General features: G+C 43.1%; 24 protein-coding genes. 16 read left to right on the plus strand and 8 right to left on the minus strand.

Going from position 1 to position 15,403, the window contains the following annotated elements:
• Positions 1–5 precede the first annotated feature (5 nt).
• The 10 genes from GFB57_RS25120 to GFB57_RS25165 all read left to right on the plus strand — a co-directional run bounded on the left by GFB57_RS25120 (position 6) and on the right by GFB57_RS25165 (position 4,282).
• The gene (locus tag GFB57_RS25120; RefSeq protein ID WP_213707393.1) at positions 6–290 is read left to right on the plus strand and encodes a hypothetical protein; all 285 of its coding nucleotides are present in this window, start codon (positions 6–8) and stop codon (positions 288–290) included.
• Complete coding sequence (locus tag GFB57_RS25125; RefSeq protein WP_191605069.1) at positions 287–514, plus strand: hypothetical protein; 228 nt, start codon at positions 287–289, stop codon at positions 512–514. Before GFB57_RS25120 ends, GFB57_RS25125 begins: the two co-directional genes overlap by 4 nt.
• Before the next feature lie 435 nt (positions 515–949).
• Positions 950–1,177 carry a hypothetical protein gene (locus GFB57_RS25130; RefSeq protein WP_191605068.1) on the plus strand — a complete coding sequence of 76 codons (228 nt, stop codon included), beginning with the start codon at positions 950–952 and terminating at the stop codon, positions 1,175–1,177.
• A gap of 100 nt (positions 1,178–1,277) precedes the next feature.
• Positions 1,278–1,709, plus strand: coding sequence for an antirestriction protein (locus tag GFB57_RS25135; protein ID WP_191605067.1), 432 nt, complete (start codon positions 1,278–1,280; stop codon positions 1,707–1,709).
• A gap of 90 nt (positions 1,710–1,799) precedes the next feature.
• Positions 1,800–2,213 carry a hypothetical protein gene (locus tag GFB57_RS25140; protein ID WP_119918955.1) on the plus strand — a complete coding sequence of 138 codons (414 nt, stop codon included), beginning with the start codon at positions 1,800–1,802 and terminating at the stop codon, positions 2,211–2,213.
• 122 nt (positions 2,214–2,335) lie between these two features.
• Positions 2,336–2,635, plus strand: a complete 300-nt coding sequence (locus tag GFB57_RS25145; RefSeq protein ID WP_109862526.1) for a hypothetical protein — start codon at positions 2,336–2,338, stop codon at positions 2,633–2,635.
• Between the two features lie 59 nt (positions 2,636–2,694).
• Positions 2,695–3,033: a hypothetical protein gene (locus GFB57_RS25150; RefSeq protein WP_109862525.1), complete on the plus strand. Its 339-nt coding sequence runs from the start codon at positions 2,695–2,697 to the stop codon at positions 3,031–3,033.
• A 179-nt stretch (positions 3,034–3,212) separates the two neighbouring features.
• Complete coding sequence (locus GFB57_RS25155; protein ID WP_109862524.1) at positions 3,213–3,407, plus strand: hypothetical protein; 195 nt, start codon at positions 3,213–3,215, stop codon at positions 3,405–3,407.
• A 52-nt stretch (positions 3,408–3,459) separates the two neighbouring features.
• The gene (locus GFB57_RS25160; protein ID WP_109862523.1) at positions 3,460–4,041 is read left to right on the plus strand and encodes a hypothetical protein; all 582 of its coding nucleotides are present in this window, start codon (positions 3,460–3,462) and stop codon (positions 4,039–4,041) included.
• Between the two features lies 1 nt (position 4,042).
• Positions 4,043–4,282, plus strand: coding sequence for a hypothetical protein (locus GFB57_RS25165; RefSeq protein WP_142972605.1), 240 nt, complete (start codon positions 4,043–4,045; stop codon positions 4,280–4,282).
• Between the two features lie 283 nt (positions 4,283–4,565).
• Here GFB57_RS25165 and GFB57_RS25170 read toward each other — a convergent pair whose 3' ends face one another.
• From GFB57_RS25170 to GFB57_RS25190, 5 genes are all read right to left on the minus strand, one after another.
• Positions 4,566–4,781: a hypothetical protein gene (locus GFB57_RS25170; protein ID WP_109862521.1), complete on the minus strand. Its 216-nt coding sequence runs from the start codon at positions 4,779–4,781 to the stop codon at positions 4,566–4,568.
• The gene (locus tag GFB57_RS25175) at positions 4,774–5,574 is read right to left on the minus strand and encodes a SprT-like domain-containing protein (RefSeq protein WP_261335882.1); all 801 of its coding nucleotides are present in this window, start codon (positions 5,572–5,574) and stop codon (positions 4,774–4,776) included. Before GFB57_RS25175 ends, GFB57_RS25170 begins: the two co-directional genes overlap by 8 nt.
• A 77-nt stretch (positions 5,575–5,651) precedes the next feature.
• Positions 5,652–6,011 carry a hypothetical protein gene (locus GFB57_RS25180; protein WP_109862519.1) on the minus strand — a complete coding sequence of 120 codons (360 nt, stop codon included), beginning with the start codon at positions 6,009–6,011 and terminating at the stop codon, positions 5,652–5,654.
• Between the two features lie 2 nt (positions 6,012–6,013).
• Complete coding sequence (stbB, locus tag GFB57_RS25185; RefSeq protein WP_109862518.1) at positions 6,014–6,709, minus strand: StbB family protein; 696 nt, start codon at positions 6,707–6,709, stop codon at positions 6,014–6,016.
• Complete coding sequence (locus GFB57_RS25190; RefSeq protein WP_213707388.1) at positions 6,706–7,071, minus strand: hypothetical protein; 366 nt, start codon at positions 7,069–7,071, stop codon at positions 6,706–6,708. The genes stbB and GFB57_RS25190 overlap by 4 nt, the downstream gene beginning before the upstream one ends.
• Before the next feature lie 449 nt (positions 7,072–7,520).
• Here GFB57_RS25190 and GFB57_RS25195 point away from each other — a divergent pair, with 449 nt between their 5' ends.
• From GFB57_RS25195 to GFB57_RS25210, 4 genes are read left to right on the plus strand one after another with little or no spacing between them, the layout of a single operon-like run.
• Positions 7,521–7,859 carry a hypothetical protein gene (locus GFB57_RS25195; protein ID WP_119918950.1) on the plus strand — a complete coding sequence of 113 codons (339 nt, stop codon included), beginning with the start codon at positions 7,521–7,523 and terminating at the stop codon, positions 7,857–7,859.
• A 2-nt stretch (positions 7,860–7,861) separates the two neighbouring features.
• Complete coding sequence (locus tag GFB57_RS25200) at positions 7,862–9,403, plus strand: type IV secretion system DNA-binding domain-containing protein (RefSeq protein ID WP_109862515.1); 1,542 nt, start codon at positions 7,862–7,864, stop codon at positions 9,401–9,403.
• The gene (gene mobF / locus GFB57_RS25205) at positions 9,404–12,220 is read left to right on the plus strand and encodes a MobF family relaxase (protein ID WP_238814524.1); all 2,817 of its coding nucleotides are present in this window, start codon (positions 9,404–9,406) and stop codon (positions 12,218–12,220) included.
• A gap of 58 nt (positions 12,221–12,278) precedes the next feature.
• Positions 12,279–12,488: an Hha/YmoA family nucleoid-associated regulatory protein gene (locus GFB57_RS25210; RefSeq protein WP_109862542.1), complete on the plus strand. Its 210-nt coding sequence runs from the start codon at positions 12,279–12,281 to the stop codon at positions 12,486–12,488.
• Between the two features lie 58 nt (positions 12,489–12,546).
• Here GFB57_RS25210 and dinQ read toward each other — a convergent pair whose 3' ends face one another.
• From dinQ to GFB57_RS25225, 3 genes are all read right to left on the minus strand, one after another.
• On the minus strand, positions 12,547–12,852 hold the full coding sequence (dinQ, locus tag GFB57_RS25215; protein WP_224774472.1) for a damage-inducible type I toxin DinQ: 306 nt from the start codon (positions 12,850–12,852) through the stop codon (positions 12,547–12,549).
• Positions 12,853–13,000: 148 nt separating this feature from the next.
• A complete protein-coding gene (locus GFB57_RS25220; RefSeq protein WP_213707386.1) occupies positions 13,001–13,819 on the minus strand; it encodes a tyrosine-type recombinase/integrase in 819 nt (272 codons plus the stop codon).
• Between the two features lie 461 nt (positions 13,820–14,280).
• Complete coding sequence (locus GFB57_RS25225; protein WP_290366988.1) at positions 14,281–14,616, minus strand: hypothetical protein; 336 nt, start codon at positions 14,614–14,616, stop codon at positions 14,281–14,283.
• A 78-nt stretch (positions 14,617–14,694) separates the two neighbouring features.
• On the opposite strand from GFB57_RS25225, the gene GFB57_RS25230 reads away from it, so the two are divergent.
• Positions 14,695–15,159: a hypothetical protein gene (locus GFB57_RS25230; protein WP_290366989.1), complete on the plus strand. Its 465-nt coding sequence runs from the start codon at positions 14,695–14,697 to the stop codon at positions 15,157–15,159.
• Positions 15,160–15,173: 14 nt separating this feature from the next.
• Positions 15,174–15,401, plus strand: coding sequence for a hypothetical protein (locus GFB57_RS25235; RefSeq protein ID WP_290366990.1), 228 nt, complete (start codon positions 15,174–15,176; stop codon positions 15,399–15,401).
• Positions 15,402–15,403 lie beyond the last annotated feature (2 nt).

Raw genomic sequence — 15,403 nt, forward strand, 5'->3', positions numbered from 1 at the left:
GCGCAATGAATATAATCGAAAAGAAAAAATCTAAAGGCAGTAAAAGTATATCTCTGACTATTACAATGCCAAAGGAAAGCGATAAATTAATCGCAAAACTAAAAATACTAGGCCGCACTAACCCTCCGAACGGAGGCGAGCGCATGCGTTATATTATGTTTGAAAAGGATGTTGAGATCAGCAACGTTTCTGAACTGCATTCATTGTTGTGGCCTGAAATTAACAGCAATAGGGCATTGCAAGGTATTGATGTTATTCTTGATGAATTATGTGCTGAGGCAAAAAAATGATAAATACCGCAACCCCGCAGGAACTAAAAGAATTGCAGATCAAAACGGGGTTAAACAAGGCAGAATTGGCCGCAAGGCTGGGTATGACAGTCGCGGCCTGGGATAATTTGATTTCCGTGAATAGCCAGCGAAATTTGCCAGCGATTAAATACGAGTTTTTGCTGTTATTAGCTGGCGAACATCCTGAATATGTTCTTCAAAAACGTGATGGTTTAAGTTCATAACCCCACCCCCGTAGCTTACCTGCTTATCAGCAGGTCGCGCACTCGCAGTACCGCGCCGCTGGCCGCTTAGCGGCCAGCCGTTCCCGGCCGCAAGCGTCCGGCGCTAACTGCGCCCCACCGGGGGGGTTGTGTGAGTTAATCATTTGCTGAATGTTCGTTTAGGCTAAGCAGGGAGGGGGTGTGATTGGTGGTCTTTATCAATCATGCACCGGCTTCGCCGGGTCTCGGCGGCCTGCCCATTCCATAATATGATGCTTTATCTCGCCGCCTTTATGTCCTTCGGACATTCCCTAAGCCAGTTCGCACGGCTCACAGGCTTTTTGATATATATTTATCCCAAAATATTTAATTTTATTAAATGGCTACTCATTAAATTATGAGTTATAATTATTGTATTAAATAACTTGTTTTAACTCTGACCAATAGGAAGTTCACATGTCTAAAGAAATTAAAAACATCCTAGATGTTAAAAATGCGGCCAGCAAATTGTTGCTTAAATTTCAGACTGGTAAAATCACAAAAGATGTTTTATATGCAGAAGGCGCTACTTTAACAATTATATTTAACGAGGTAATGAATAATGCATGTGATGATGATACTTATTGTCATGTGAAAGATGCCGCCGGATTATTAAACGCAATTAAACATTTTTCGACAATATAGTAAGATAACATAGACAACCCATCAAATTATGAGTTATAATTTATAACATAGAAAGGCACAACGCCTTTCTAATTTAGCCCAACGGGGCAGGAGTTATATAATGTTAGATATTAAAACTATTTCCGTTCGTGAAGTTTCACATAGCAAGCGTACCTGTTTTTATCCTGCTGCATTTTCCGGCGCTTTTATCCTCGGTGAAACTATGATTCTCAATTTCATGAGAAATCACTCTGATAATTATGATGGTGGCCGCTGGAAATATTTTTCTTGCACTAATGGCGCGTTTTTTTCAGCGCCAGAAAATGAAACCTATCGTTTGTCTCTTCCTAATTATTTTCAGGAATCAGTATCTGGTAAAGTTGCTGGTATTATCGCAATGATCTACGCACTTTCAAATCTTAGCGGCGTGGCAGATGATAAAGGATTCCATAACCTGACAGAATATTTAGTGCATAAATATAATCTGCTTTGGCAGTACGTGAACACGCTGAGCAGCGAAGAATACGGACAGATTAAACGCGCTTGTGATTGACCTATCAGGGAAGGGGAAGCCCTTCCCTACCCGCCTTGCTAGCTGGCATAAGCCAAACGGAACCCCGCCGACTCGGGAGGGAACACCACAATGATTAAGTTACTTAAAAGCCAGCTTCTGGACTCAACCTGGTTTATCAGTGATATTAATGTCGATTCTGATTTTCTAAGCCCTGGTTTTTTTTATGAAGATGAAAAAACGATTGATCGTTATATGGATGGATTTATTACATTAAAATGTAATTTGGATAATAATGTAGACGAAGATAAGCAAGCCCGTCTTGTTCTGTATTGGGAGTGTGATTCATTTGTCGATGGTTCTTTTAATACTCGCATTGCATTGAATGAAACGGTATTAATTGAACACGTTAATTTCATAAATGAACTTGGGGAATCGATTATATTATCACCGTTAGAGATTATTAAAATCATCGAAAGCAATATCGATAAGTTTAGATTTGGTGGTTTTGATTCATGGGATGTTTATATTTGTAGTAAGTTTTAAATAAAAGGGCGAAAGCCCTTTATTTTTTCTCATAGGACTTGAATTAAATATAACTATATATATAATTATATTTATGGAACACGCCATATACGGAACCCCGCCGACTCGGGAGGAGAATCACAATGAAAAAGTACGAAGTTCGTTGCGCTGTAATTCACCTGGTATGCTCTTTAGGCCACGCGTTCATTAAGCTTGAACGTCGCAATGGCCGCTTAGTTATTTTGCATAAAGAAAATAAGCATGGCCGCTGGGATGTTCGTTATCTTCCCAAGTTCAGGAAAGAAGCTACGCCAGAATTATTTGATAAAGTTTCTGGCTGGGTAGATTCAGCTTTAGCTGAGGCGTTGAAAATTGGTGTTGGGTATTACAAAAAAGCGAAAGTAATCAATATCTGGACAGGTGAAGTAGTAGAACGTTGGTAATATTTTGCGCGCCGCTGTTGGCGGCGCTGACTAGAACCCCGCTATCTCGGGAGCTATCCATGTGTAATACGATTGAATTTGAAGGTAATCAGATCTCTTTAGGTGATATTTTTGTTTCTATTTGGGGCTACGAACAGACAAATGTTCACTTTTATCAGGTAGTAGGCGTTGCAGGTAAATCCACTGTTAAACTTCGTGAAGTTGAATCCAGAGAGGTTCCCGATCACAAAGACGCATATTCAGGGGAAAAATACGCAAAACCTGACTATTTCAAAAACAATGACATTCTAACTCGCCGCCTGGTAAAAGGATGCACTAAGCCAACAGTGAAGGATGATCATGCAAGAATGCGTAAAATCGATCCCTTGAAGGGCTATAGTTATTCAACAGGTGCATGATCTCAAGCGCCTAAGTCTGGATAAATATGATCGCCCCTTTTGGGGCGATTTGTTCTCAGAATGATGAAAGCATGGCTAAATCCATGCTTTTTATTTGCAACCCCCTTTAATTATATATATAATTAAAGGGTAGCAACGGCTACATCGGAACCCCGCCGAACTCGGGAGAGGAAACAATCATGGCTTCTCAGATTATCTTAAATTCTTGCTCTATTTCTCAGCCCTCCGAATTTTTATCCGCGGATTCCCTTGGCGAATTTTGCCAGCGTCTAATTAAGAATATGAATGCTGGCGTACCAACAAGAATGCCTCGGTTACATGGTTGGCAGCTTGGCTATATGCTCAATGCTATTAAGGCCAGTGCAATCAACTAACAAATCAAACGGCGCAACGCTTCGCATTGCGCCGTTTGTATAGGTAGGGTATATGATCGGATTTCCACACGGTTTTGATGTCAATTTCCTAGAAAGGCTTGCCGCTTCTCTTTCTGATGGATGGATCTTGAATAAGGTGCTTAGCGCCGGGCGTAGTACAGTGTATTTTTCTAATCAAAAAAATAGGGATTACATGATCTCCATTTTTGCCAGTAAAGGAAAGTACGCCATTTCTACTCTGCTTGTTCATTCTGTATGGGGGAAGCCGGAGGATTTTTGTAGCATGCATGCCTCCATGAAACGCAACCCTGAGCATGTCGCCAATGAAATCAAACGAAGGCTTTTGCCTGGCTATGATGCTGCTATTTGTGAAAGTAAAATAAATTTAAAGAAGTATCAGTGCGAACGCGAGAAAGGCGACCTTATAGTTTCTGCGCTAAAGCGTCTTTTTAAGATGCATCAAAATGGATTAAATTCTTCGCATTTGTTTTATAGTCGCGGGAATGACAAACCTGATCTTGATGTGACTCGTTACGTATCAAGCGGTGATCGGTTTGACCTGAAAATCAAACATATTGATGGTGAGCTTTTGGTGAAAATCGCAGCACTGATAAAAGAACATGAGGGAGCTTGATTTGGCAGTTTTATTTTTTGATGAAGTAATAAAAGATAATAAAAAATTTGTGTTCTCTGTTGAAAGGGATGATCAAGGTTATTTAGTTACAGCATTCAATTATCGTAGGTTTGGTGATCAACCCTTTAAGCTTATGAGTAGTGGGGCATGGCGCTCAGAGGATAAGGAAGGGCTGGAAAAATTGGAATGCATGCGATCAAGGCAAGGAAAGAAATTTTTACGCACTCTCAATCAGCCATGATTTTTTGCATGCAAAAAATTCTTTATGGTGACACCTTCGGCTCCACAACATTTCATGTTGTGTCGTCGAGTCCAACTCAGCTAGCCATATTGCATATGGCAAGCTTCGCGGAACCCCGAAACGGGTTTCCGGCCATTCGGCTATGGCCTGATGTCTAGACCCAAGCTATGCGCTCTGTAATCAATTCTAAGCATCTTAAATGTAAAGCTTTAGGGGGGTATTGCTAATGGCGTTAAGTGTTGCCATGATTGATAATATAGCCCTATTTTTCCACATTCATTAATTACCACGGCCTCCCGGCTTTAACTGCTTTAGCCTCAGCTTGCAGGTAATATCTCTCTCTATCCTCATTGCTTGCAGCCTCCAGTGCAAGTAGGGCGGCTCTAACCACGTTGCTCTTGCTTATTTTGAATGACGCAGACTCGATCAGTGTAGTTAACCGCTCATGTTCTTCATCACTCAGGGAAATGAGCATTTTGGTGATTATTTTATTAGTCATTACCGTACCTGTTATTGTCAGTGTTTATTGTCATAAGGGGATGGTCGCTACAATCCCCACAAAGAATCTTTAAGCTGTTTTTTCCCCAGGCATTTGCATGGCAATTCGGGCAAGTGAATTTGAACCGTGTTTGTTTTTCATCTGTTGGACGAAAAACAAGCGTGTCGATGAACTCGCTGCCAGTATTATCACCATCACCATCACCATCACCATCACCATCACCATCATCGTCACCATCAAGTGAGAATGGCAAGCTAATGCCGCCAAGCAATCCGGCCATCGTGCTCTGCCTTACAGGAGGGAAGCGATCAACCCAGGATAATGTGAACTCTTTAGTTAGCAGGGAACGGCAAGCTTTTTCATATGCCCCATTTTTAACAATGTAATGAGACATACAATCACCGGTGATCGCGCCACCTTCTTTTCCGGTACTGGATGGGTATAAACCAACATTTATCATCCAGTCTGCCCATTGGCGATTATGATACCGACCTCGACCCGGTTTACCGTTGTGTTGTTGGTCAAGATGAACCATTTCATGGACGAGAGTACTTAGTGTTTCTTCTACAGAGCGAATGCCAAAATAAGATGGGTTAAGCGCAATTTCATCCGTGTAAACTTTGCTTCCTCGCGCTACAAAGCGGTTACTCGAAAAGTACCCATAGGTTCGTTTCTCGCGTTGCAGGGTAATCAGGCAAGCGGGTAAACGGTTATCGAACAAAGTTTTGTTGAAGTGCTCATATGCAAGCTGGAGTTCTGCATATGTTTCAGTTGTAGGGAGACTAACACTCATCATCACCTCCATTTGTATTGTACAATCCAATTGTATTGTACAATACAAAACAGAAATAAAAAAAGGGCTTTCGCCCTTTAGAATATTAAATGGATCATTGCACCGGAAAGCAACAAGACCGCTACGACGAGCAGGGAACTCAAAACAAGCAAAATCTTAATTAATTTGCTTTGTTTAATTAAATGAAATCGAATTGAAAGTAACGCATCCATTTCAATGCCGTTTTTATCTTTCAACGCAACACTTATTTCCCTGCTTGCATCTTCTAATCGTTTAGTTATAGAAGATGCATCAATTGAAAATTTAGCACTGCTTGCCTGAGTCTGTTTACTCGTATCATTAACCTTTAATTCAATCTCACTGAGTTTACCAACTAACTCATGAATATCTTCAAGAACAGTTGCGGCTAATGATTCAATCAGTGTTTGTGATTTCATTTTTATTTTCCGGTAATGGTTTTAAATACATTATCCAGATTATCTTTAGCAGAACGAGCAAGACGTGTCATTGAAATCATACGAACAGCGGTACGCTTCTCCTCATCTGTTTTTGCTTCGCGCATCTTCAAACGCCAATCGGTAGGATCATTGAGTAGTTTGTCGATGGTAGTGCCATATGTTTTCAGGAGTGGATAAATCTCTGAAGTTTCAACTTTGGCCGAAGGAGAAAGCGTGAATAACTTCTCTTCTTTGTGCATTGCAAAAAGAGGATAGAATACATCCTCAACAACATCGTCTACTTCAACCTTGTTCATCACTACTTTGATTTTTTTCGCTGGAACACCAAGAGCACTCAGGGCGCGAATAGTAGACATGGTATCATCAATCTGTTTTGATTCTTTTACTGCCGGGACAACAAATAAATCAAATTCTTCGTGAGAACCTTTATACTGGCGCATTAATTTCATCAAATCCTCAACATTACTCGCGCCAACGTCGATAATCGCCTTTTCAGACATCATCATTTCTTCAAGGATAACCCCAAAGTCTTTACCACGAACCTTTTCTGCATCACTACCTGCGTTGATACTTTCGACAGTAAGATAAAGAGCATCAGGAATGCGGGGAACAAAAAGATTATCACCAAGCGTTGTTTTACCGTTGTTACCCGAAAAATTGATAATAGCTACTTTCATTTATTCTTCCCTTTACCGAGAGGTCTATGCTGCTGGAGATATTTGGTATTTAATCCTGAGCGTTTTTCAGCGTCAAGCATTGTTTCAAAACTTACATCAGGTACTGTATCTGAGTTAGTGTCTTTAACTTCACCTCTCTGAATATCTTTTGCATGCAAAACATATTCAGGCTTAACAGTTGATTCAGCATTACACTCAATATCTTCAAAATCTTCTTTATACTTATGGAAGTAATGTTTAAATGTCAGGGGATTAATCTTCATATCCTCAGCGATACTCTTGATTGTATACCCCTCACTTCTCTTTCTCATTATTTCCGGCATTGCATTCTTTATTAACACTGACAGCTTTTGCTTAGCCATGCCTCCCCCTTTGTCTACCGCCTATTCTGATCACTGCCCACCACCTTGTCAACTGGTTTTTCTACACTTTTACTACCTTATTACTCCAGTTTTAATACTTAACTACTATCTTACCAATACCATTTCAATCCATTACTTATACACTTTCACTACTATTTGCCGGGTTTCAATGTCAAATACGCCCTGACACTGCTCCCCTTAACCCTAATGCGCTCAAAAAATCCCCAGTTTTCCCTTAACCCTTAACCCTAAAAAGCCATACACAATACGCACCCTAAAGGGTGCTGTATTGCGCTGATTTAAAAAGATACGTATAATTTATAAACATAGTGAAGCATCATATGTAACATCATATTTTAAAGCTTAAATCATAGAAATATACATGTAAAACATCATGTTAGTAATACTATCTAACATCATATTAAAAGGCATGCTATCAGGAGGTAGGTATGGCGGGTAAAAACTTCAACTCGCGGCTCAGTTTGTTGGTTTCTGGCGAGTTGGAAAGCACCCTACGAGAACGCTCAAAAGGGTTTGAATCTTTCTCTGACTACTTGCGTTATTTATTAGAGAAAAATAGTGATGATGAACAATTTAAAGATACAGTAATTAATAGCATACTAGATATTGGTGAGAAAATTGATTCAATGTCTAGTGCTGGTAAAAATGATTCCAATGCTACTCTCACCGAAATTCTTTTATTGTTAAGATTCCTAGCAAAACCGGAGGTTCTTAATAAAGTTAAAGCTGAAATGTCCCGTCTAGGCATTTCTCAAACGGAGTTATAAATATGGGAAGAAATTCTGATTTACATAAACTTGGCTTTTTTATGACTGCATTTGCTCCTGCAATTGGTTGGCTAGCAGCAGCGAAAAAAAATGGGTTGGCACAAGTTACTCAACCAAAAATCACAGGGTTTATAAATCTTTTTTCTCATACATTTGAACATCCAATTCTCTACATTTCGTCTGGTGGTGCATTTATTGCAGCTATAATTTTGTGGATTTTGATGGTTAAAATTAATAGTCCTGATTTTATGGGGTATAAATTTGATTATCGGTTAAGGGGTAGTGATATTGTTAGTGCAGAGGCTCTTAATAGGCTTACGACGAAAAGAAAAGAAAAGCAGGTTGTATTCGGCACTATAAAAATGCCAACGGACATAGAAAATCTTCAAACATTAATAGTTGGTGCAACAGGTTCTGCGAAAACATTGATTTTAACTCAGGCCATGTACTCAATTTTATTACGTGGAGACCGACAAGTTATTGTTGATCCTGATGGATATTTTACTTCGCTTTTCTATAAGCCGGGTGATGTAATTTTAAATCCACATGATGAACGAACTCCTGGCTGGGTTATCTTTAATGAAATGAAAGAAACCTACGACTATGAAACATATTCATTCTCTCTTGTTCCTCTCGGCAAAAGCTCTACAGAAGAAGAATGGAATGGGTATGGGCGATTATTAGTAACAGAAGTTTTTAAGAAACTCCATTCACAAGGAATAAATGATTTCACACAGCTTTATTATTGGTGCGTTAATGCTCCCGAGGAGGATTTAGAGGAATTTTGCAAAGGAACGCTTGCTCAATCTCTCTTTGTTGGTACAGACCGTACTTTGGGTTCTGCGCGTTTCGTATTAACGAACAAGCTATCTGCGCATATGATTATGCCTGGCGGTTCTTTCTCTATTCGTGATTATTTGGCTGATAAAAATGGCGGGAATATATTTATAACATGGCGTGAAGATCAAATTGCCACTTTAAAACCATTAATATCTACATGGGTTGATGTTATTTGTAATGCAATTCTTTCATTACCTGAGTCAGAGGCAAAAAACATTTGGTTGCATACCGACGAATTAGCATCACTTGAAAAAATAAAAGCATTAGAACCAGCTTTGACTAAAGGACGAAAGAAAAAACTTAGAATAGTTTCTTGTGTACAGGCTATTTCACAGTTAGAAGAAATCTGGGGGGAAAAAGGTTCCATTACCTTACGTAGTTGCTATCGTAATTTGATAGCGCTGGGTGGTGCTCGTTCTGATGATAGAACACCAGAAGTTCTATCTAGAGCGCTGGGTGATTTTGATGTTGTCCGTAAGAAAGAAACAAACAGCCGGAACTCCGGTGGAGGAAGTAGCAGCAGCAATGCCGAGGGCAAAGACAAAGATTTTGTGGTCACGGCCAGCGAAATTTCTAACCTGCCTGACAGGGAGGGATATGTTGCATTTACTCGTGGTTATCCAATTGCCAGGGTAAAAGTACCTATTGTTAGATTTAAGGCTCGTAATGCTGCCTATATCCCCCGCTCTGCATTGGGAGGCTAAATGCTTAACGTCACGATCTTAACCGCAGAGAAAAGTGTTGATGATGTTACTCGTTACTTTATGGACGGAATTGACGATTATTATCAGAAGGAAGGTGATTCAAAAACGTGGCAAGGTGATGGTGCGGAACGTTTAGGGCTTGGGAGTGATGTTGACGAAAAAACATTTCGCGACCTGTTAAAAGGAAAGCTGCCTGACGGCCAGCAAATGGCGAGAACCCAACGGAACGACAGTAAAAACCGTATTGCAATAGACTTCACATTTCAGGCTCCTAAATCAGTCTCTATACAGGCACTTATCGGGGGTGATTCACAAATTATTGCTGCCCATGATCGCGCGGTTGCTGCGGCAGTGAAGGAGCTTGAAAAGAGAGCTAAGACCCGTCAGAAAATGAACGGTAAGAGTTATGTTCAAAGTACCGGTAATCTGATCGTGGCAAAGTTCAGGCATGAGACAAATCGTGAAAAGGAACCTCATCTTCATACCCATGCCGTTGCATTGAATGCTACACAACGAGCAGATGGAGAGTGGCGAGCTTTAGTTAATGATGAATTGGTAAAGAATCCAATTTACTACGATATGGTTTACAAGTCGGCTTTTGCGAAAGAACTTGAAGATCTCGGGTATAACCTACGCTTGGAAAAGCACGGCTTTGAACTTGCTCATATCTCCCGAGACCAAATTGAAGGAATGTCAACTCGACTACAGCAGGTTGACGAAAAACTCAGAGAAATGGGATTAAGCCGGGAAAATTCTACAGCCGCACAAAGAACGTTAGCTGCAAGAACAACACGGAAGAAAAAGGATACCTCAATAGAGCGCGAGGATTTATTCAAACAGTGGGACAAGAATGCTAAAGAGCTGGGCATTCAATTTGACAGCAGAAAACTCAACCTTGATGGGATCGGGTATTCCGATAAAGTTTCGGAAGTCTCAAAAAATATTGAGGGGGTTTCTTCTCAGGAAATGACGAAACGTGCTGTTCAGTTTGCTATCAATCATCACACGGAACGCCATACCATAATCACATATGAAGAACTGGCTACTACGGCGCTGAATCATGGTATGGGGAAATCCACCGCCGAATCTGTAGATCTTGAGATTGAGCGACTCAAGGCCAGTGGAAAATTGATCACTGAAAAGCCACTTTACACGGCAATTAATACTTCCTCAGTAAATTCCCTCACCCGTGAAGAGTGGATTAAGGAAATGATTGAATTAGGCCGCTCAAAACAGGATGCCCGGCGACAAGTCGATTTAGCCATTGCTCATGGTCGTTTAGTCAAGCAAGCCGAACGTTTCACTACCCAAAAAGCGCTAGAGCAAGAGAGGAAAATACTTACCAGTGAACTTACCGGGCGTGGCGCGAGTAAACCCGTATTGTCCAATGAAGATGCTCACGCATTTATGGACACCACCACGTTACGAAAAGACCAGAGAGAAGCCGCTGAGCTAATTTTATGCTCAGACAGTAGAGTACTTGGGGTTCAAGGTCAGGCAGGTGTAGGAAAGAGTTTTATGTCTACGTCCGTGACGGAAAGACTTAAAGAAGCTGGCTATACGGTACACATCCTTGCACCTTATGGATCACAGGTAAAGTCATTACAAAAAGACGGTATGACTGAGGCGCGTACCGTCGCATCTTTCCTTCACACGTTGAGCCGCGAGCATACGCTTGATAGTAAAACTTTTATCTATGTAGATGAAGCCGGGGTACTGCCAAACCGCTTAATGGCGAAGCTTGCTGATATTTCAGCAAGTTCAGGTGCTCGCCTTGTTTTAATGGGCGACACAGAACAAACCAAGGCAGTCGAAGCTGGTATTCCGTTCTCTCTTCTGCAACGGAATGGCATGGAAACAGCGGTGATGAATGAAATTCAGCGCCAGAAAGAAAATCCAACATTGCTTAAAGCTGTTGAACTGGCAGCCGTTGGAAGAAGCCTTGAGTCTCTTGCATTAATAACTCAGGTTGCAGAAACAAAAGAATCAGTTATCCGCTATAAACAAATTGCTGATGAATACGTGAGCCTGGATAAAGATGAACGTGATAAGACACTGGTACTGACAGGTACAAACGAAAGCAGGGAACAGATTAATGAGTTAATTCGTAACGGATTGAACATTCGAAATGATATTGAAATCACTGCGTTATCGCGTTTTGATTCTACTCAAGCTGAGCGCCGTTATAGTCGGAACTATAACGCAGATAGCACAGCTATCCGTCCAGAACGAGACTACCCTCATGCTGGGTTAGTAAGGGGAGAAGTCTATATAGTCAGAGGACAGGGCGAAAATAATACCCTGATTATTGAGAACAAAGGGGGCGATCGTTTTTCTATTAACCCGGCACACCACAAGCATATCTCAGTTTATAAACTGACCAAACAGCAATATGGTGTCGGTGATAAATTGGTCATCACACGAAATGATGCTGGCCTTGATGTTGCCAATGGCGATAGGGTGACAGTTGCAGCAATAAAAAACGATCAGCTTCATCTAAAAATTGACGACAGAGAGATAGTACTAAATACAAAGGAAAAACTACACCTTGACTATGCCTATGTGTCAACCGTGCATTCTGCTCAGGGGTTAACGTCTAATCGAGTGATTGCCAACATCGAAGCTAAATCAAGGACGGTCAGCAAAGATTGGTACTATGTAGCAATCTCCCGCGCAAAGCATGTGGTTAAAGTATATACCGACAATATCAAAAAATTGCCATCTTCCGTTGCCAGAGCCAGCACTAAGCAAGCAGCAATGGAATTAAATCATAAGGTTATGGAGAAAACCCAACAAAAAAGCAAAGAGAAAGCCTGATGCAAAAATTTTTGCATGCAAAATTTTTTGCATGTACCAGAACAAAAAAGAGAACTTAATGGAAAGTAAAAAGCAAAAATATCTGATGCAGTTCAGGCGTTGTTCCAGCATCGACACGCTGGAAAAAGTGTATGAAAGGTTGGTAGAAAAACTTACTGGTGAAGAACTTGATGCCGTGCTTAGCGCATCAGACCATCGACGTGCTGAGTTAATGCATGGCAAGTTGTGGGATAAAGTACCAGCATCAGCCTGGCGAAACGTCAGGTGATAAAATGTTAAAGGCCGGGGAGTGGTTTTCCCCGGCCTTAGCTACGTTTCCGTCACGCTCAGAAGAACATGCGGATCAATTCTAAAAGGACGATAATCGCTTTCAGAACCATGATGATTTTATCAATCATGCGTTTCTCCAGTTCACTGGAGCGAGAACACCACGGCTTACTCTTACACTGCCTGTCACCGTGGCTCTCTTTACTGTTAGATGCAGAGCGTTCCCCTCCTGCCAGAGCACCGGACACAGCACCACCTGTTTGTACGGTCAGGACTTTAAATCGTTCATACCCGTTCAGGCCGGGTTTAAGGGCAGGGAAGATCGCCGCAGAGCTAACCCGCTGATTATACCGGGTTAGCGCCATACATCCACACTTAACCGCCGAGGGTTGCAAATCGGCTGTTACGGGATATAATTAGAGCGTTAGATGCAGAGCGTTCCCCTCCGGTCAGAGCACCAACTCCGCACCGGAACGATAAAAAAGCCGACCTCACCAGTCGGTTTTTTTACGTCTATGATCTGGTCAGCAGATCCCGCGCCGTCTGCGCGTCATAGCTGAATGACAGGCCGTTCCCGGTCAGCACATCGAGCGAGAACACGCGCGTATAGACTTCGGTACTCCGGGCATAACGATGCCCCAGCAGCCCCTGTATGGTTTTCTCCGGTACACCGCTCATGAGCAGGTGCATGGCAAACGAGTGCCGGAAGGTATGCGGCGTGACCGTTATCGGAAACGTTACCCCGTCACTTTTTGCGCGGGCTACCGCAGCGTTCAGCCAGTTCAGCGGCGTTTGCCGTGACTTCACTTCCCACACCGGAACATGCTTAACCCGCTTTCGCCAGGTGGCGAGGTATTCCCGCATCCGTTGCACGTAGGCGGCATCGAGCAGCGGCACGATTCTTATGCCGGGTTCGGGCGGTTTGCGGTAGCGCGGATCGGGGTGCAGGGTGTCAGCATCAACAGCCGGACGACCACGCCCCCGGACGGCTTCGCGGTTGCGTTGTTTCAGGGTTTTCAGCATCACCACCGCTTGCGGGTGGCGGCGTGACGGCTCCAGCGTAAAACAGGCAGGTGTCAGCGCCAGCGCTTCATTGAGCCGCGCCCCGGTATTCCACAGCGTTTCAAAATACATCCGGGCGGTGAGATCATCTATATAAGAAAGCAACAGACCCACTTCCGGCGCGAGCAGGTATTTCGGCAGACCCGCGCCGAGGTGCGCGGCGTAGTCCCGCATTGTCCTGGCGGCATCGAGCGACCACGACCCGGCGACGTTGCCCGGAACGGTGACGCTACGTGAAATCTGAAAATTTCCGGCAGGTAAGTTACTCAATTTTTAAATCTCCGCATCCTGATAAAAACCCGCTGCCGCCTACGGGCTAAAGCCCTCCGTTGTCCGGGCGTTCAGCCAGGCACAAACAGGTTTGCGCATGGCTTCGCTTCCCACTGGTAAGAACCGGTACTCAGATCGCAGGGCTGGGAGTAAATCAGCCAGGCGGCGCGGTGTCAGTATTATGGCGTACCGGGCGGCGCAGTCCGAGGACAATAAATCCGATCACCAAAATAAAAATTGGACATTTTTTCCGATAGTGCCGTTTTGCCTGGGCGGTTTGTGCCGGGAACCGGACATGTCCGGGCGGCGGGTGCGCCCCGTTGTACTGATTAGCCCAGGATATGGGCGCGGAGGCCGCAGATCAGCACCAGATATGGCGATCATTATAATGTATGTTGTAACTAAAGTAATGAGGGAAGGGTACTGGACAAAAGACGCTGTATGTCTAACTGCCGGAGGAATTAACCCGGAGCCAGGAACAGGCCAGCGCCGCTGGCGACCAGTGCGCGGGGATCTGCCCGGACACGTCGCCCGGAGCACCGGGAATCTTGTTCAAATTTACTGTAGCGGTCGCAGTCGTTCAGGAAGATGGCCAACGCCATCGATGCGCAACCGGCGCGAACATGAATCGTTGTTTTACAGTCACTTAGGTTGTTTGCGGTGCGAAAAATATTGGTGAGTATTTTTGATGGAGTCAGTAACAGCGGTGCGCTACGTGAAATCTGCGATTTTGCGGGAGGGCTTACCGGGGAAAATTTACGGAGCAGCACCACAAAAAACCCTAAAACGTAACGCATGATTGCTTTACACTTTCGGCAACTGGCGCTATTATAATCTGTAACGCAACTTCGCTTTACGATTACCGGGAGCCGGATATGAAATTCAGACGACAGGAACGCTATTCTTATCACTGGACGCCAGCTAAGGAAGCCGCTTATTTACGCAAGCCGCAGCGCGTACAGAATAAACTGGTTTCCCGGTATCCTCTTATAGCCGACCAGCTTACAACGCCGCAGAGTTCGCTGGAAGCGGAAAAACAGCGCCGGGAAGAAATGAGCAATAAATCAGAAATGAATATGCGGAATTTTCGCGCTAATCAGTGGCGGCAAGCCCGGAAACTTTATTTTTCATGCGACACAAATACCCGCGCAATTATTAAAAAGGCATGGCAGGACGGCGTATATCCGGCTGATCCAACCTATCTGATTTATGTCATAGAGAAACATAACGGTGACTATCAGCGCCGTTGTGATTTCTACGCCGAACAGCACAGAATATTGCGCGAGGAAACCGCCCGGATATATAACGTCCGTGAAAACCAGATTGATTTATTCCGGTAATGGAGCGAAACACCATGAATAAAGAGCGCCGTAAATGGATTCAGGAAATCCAGACCAAATTAGAATCGGTCAAAAAAGAACTCTCAGATGTACTCGAAGAGGAAGAGGAATATTTCAACAGTATGCCGGAAGGTTTTCAGTCAGGTCAGCGCGGCGATACTGCACAAATGGCTATTAGCTCATTAGATAGCGCAGTATCGCAGATTGAAGATGCACTCGACTCACTCGGAGAAATTGAGTAAAT

Source organism: Citrobacter sp. S39 (genome assembly GCF_009495675.1).
Classification (GTDB): Bacteria; Pseudomonadota; Gammaproteobacteria; order Enterobacterales; family Enterobacteriaceae; genus Citrobacter; species Citrobacter freundii.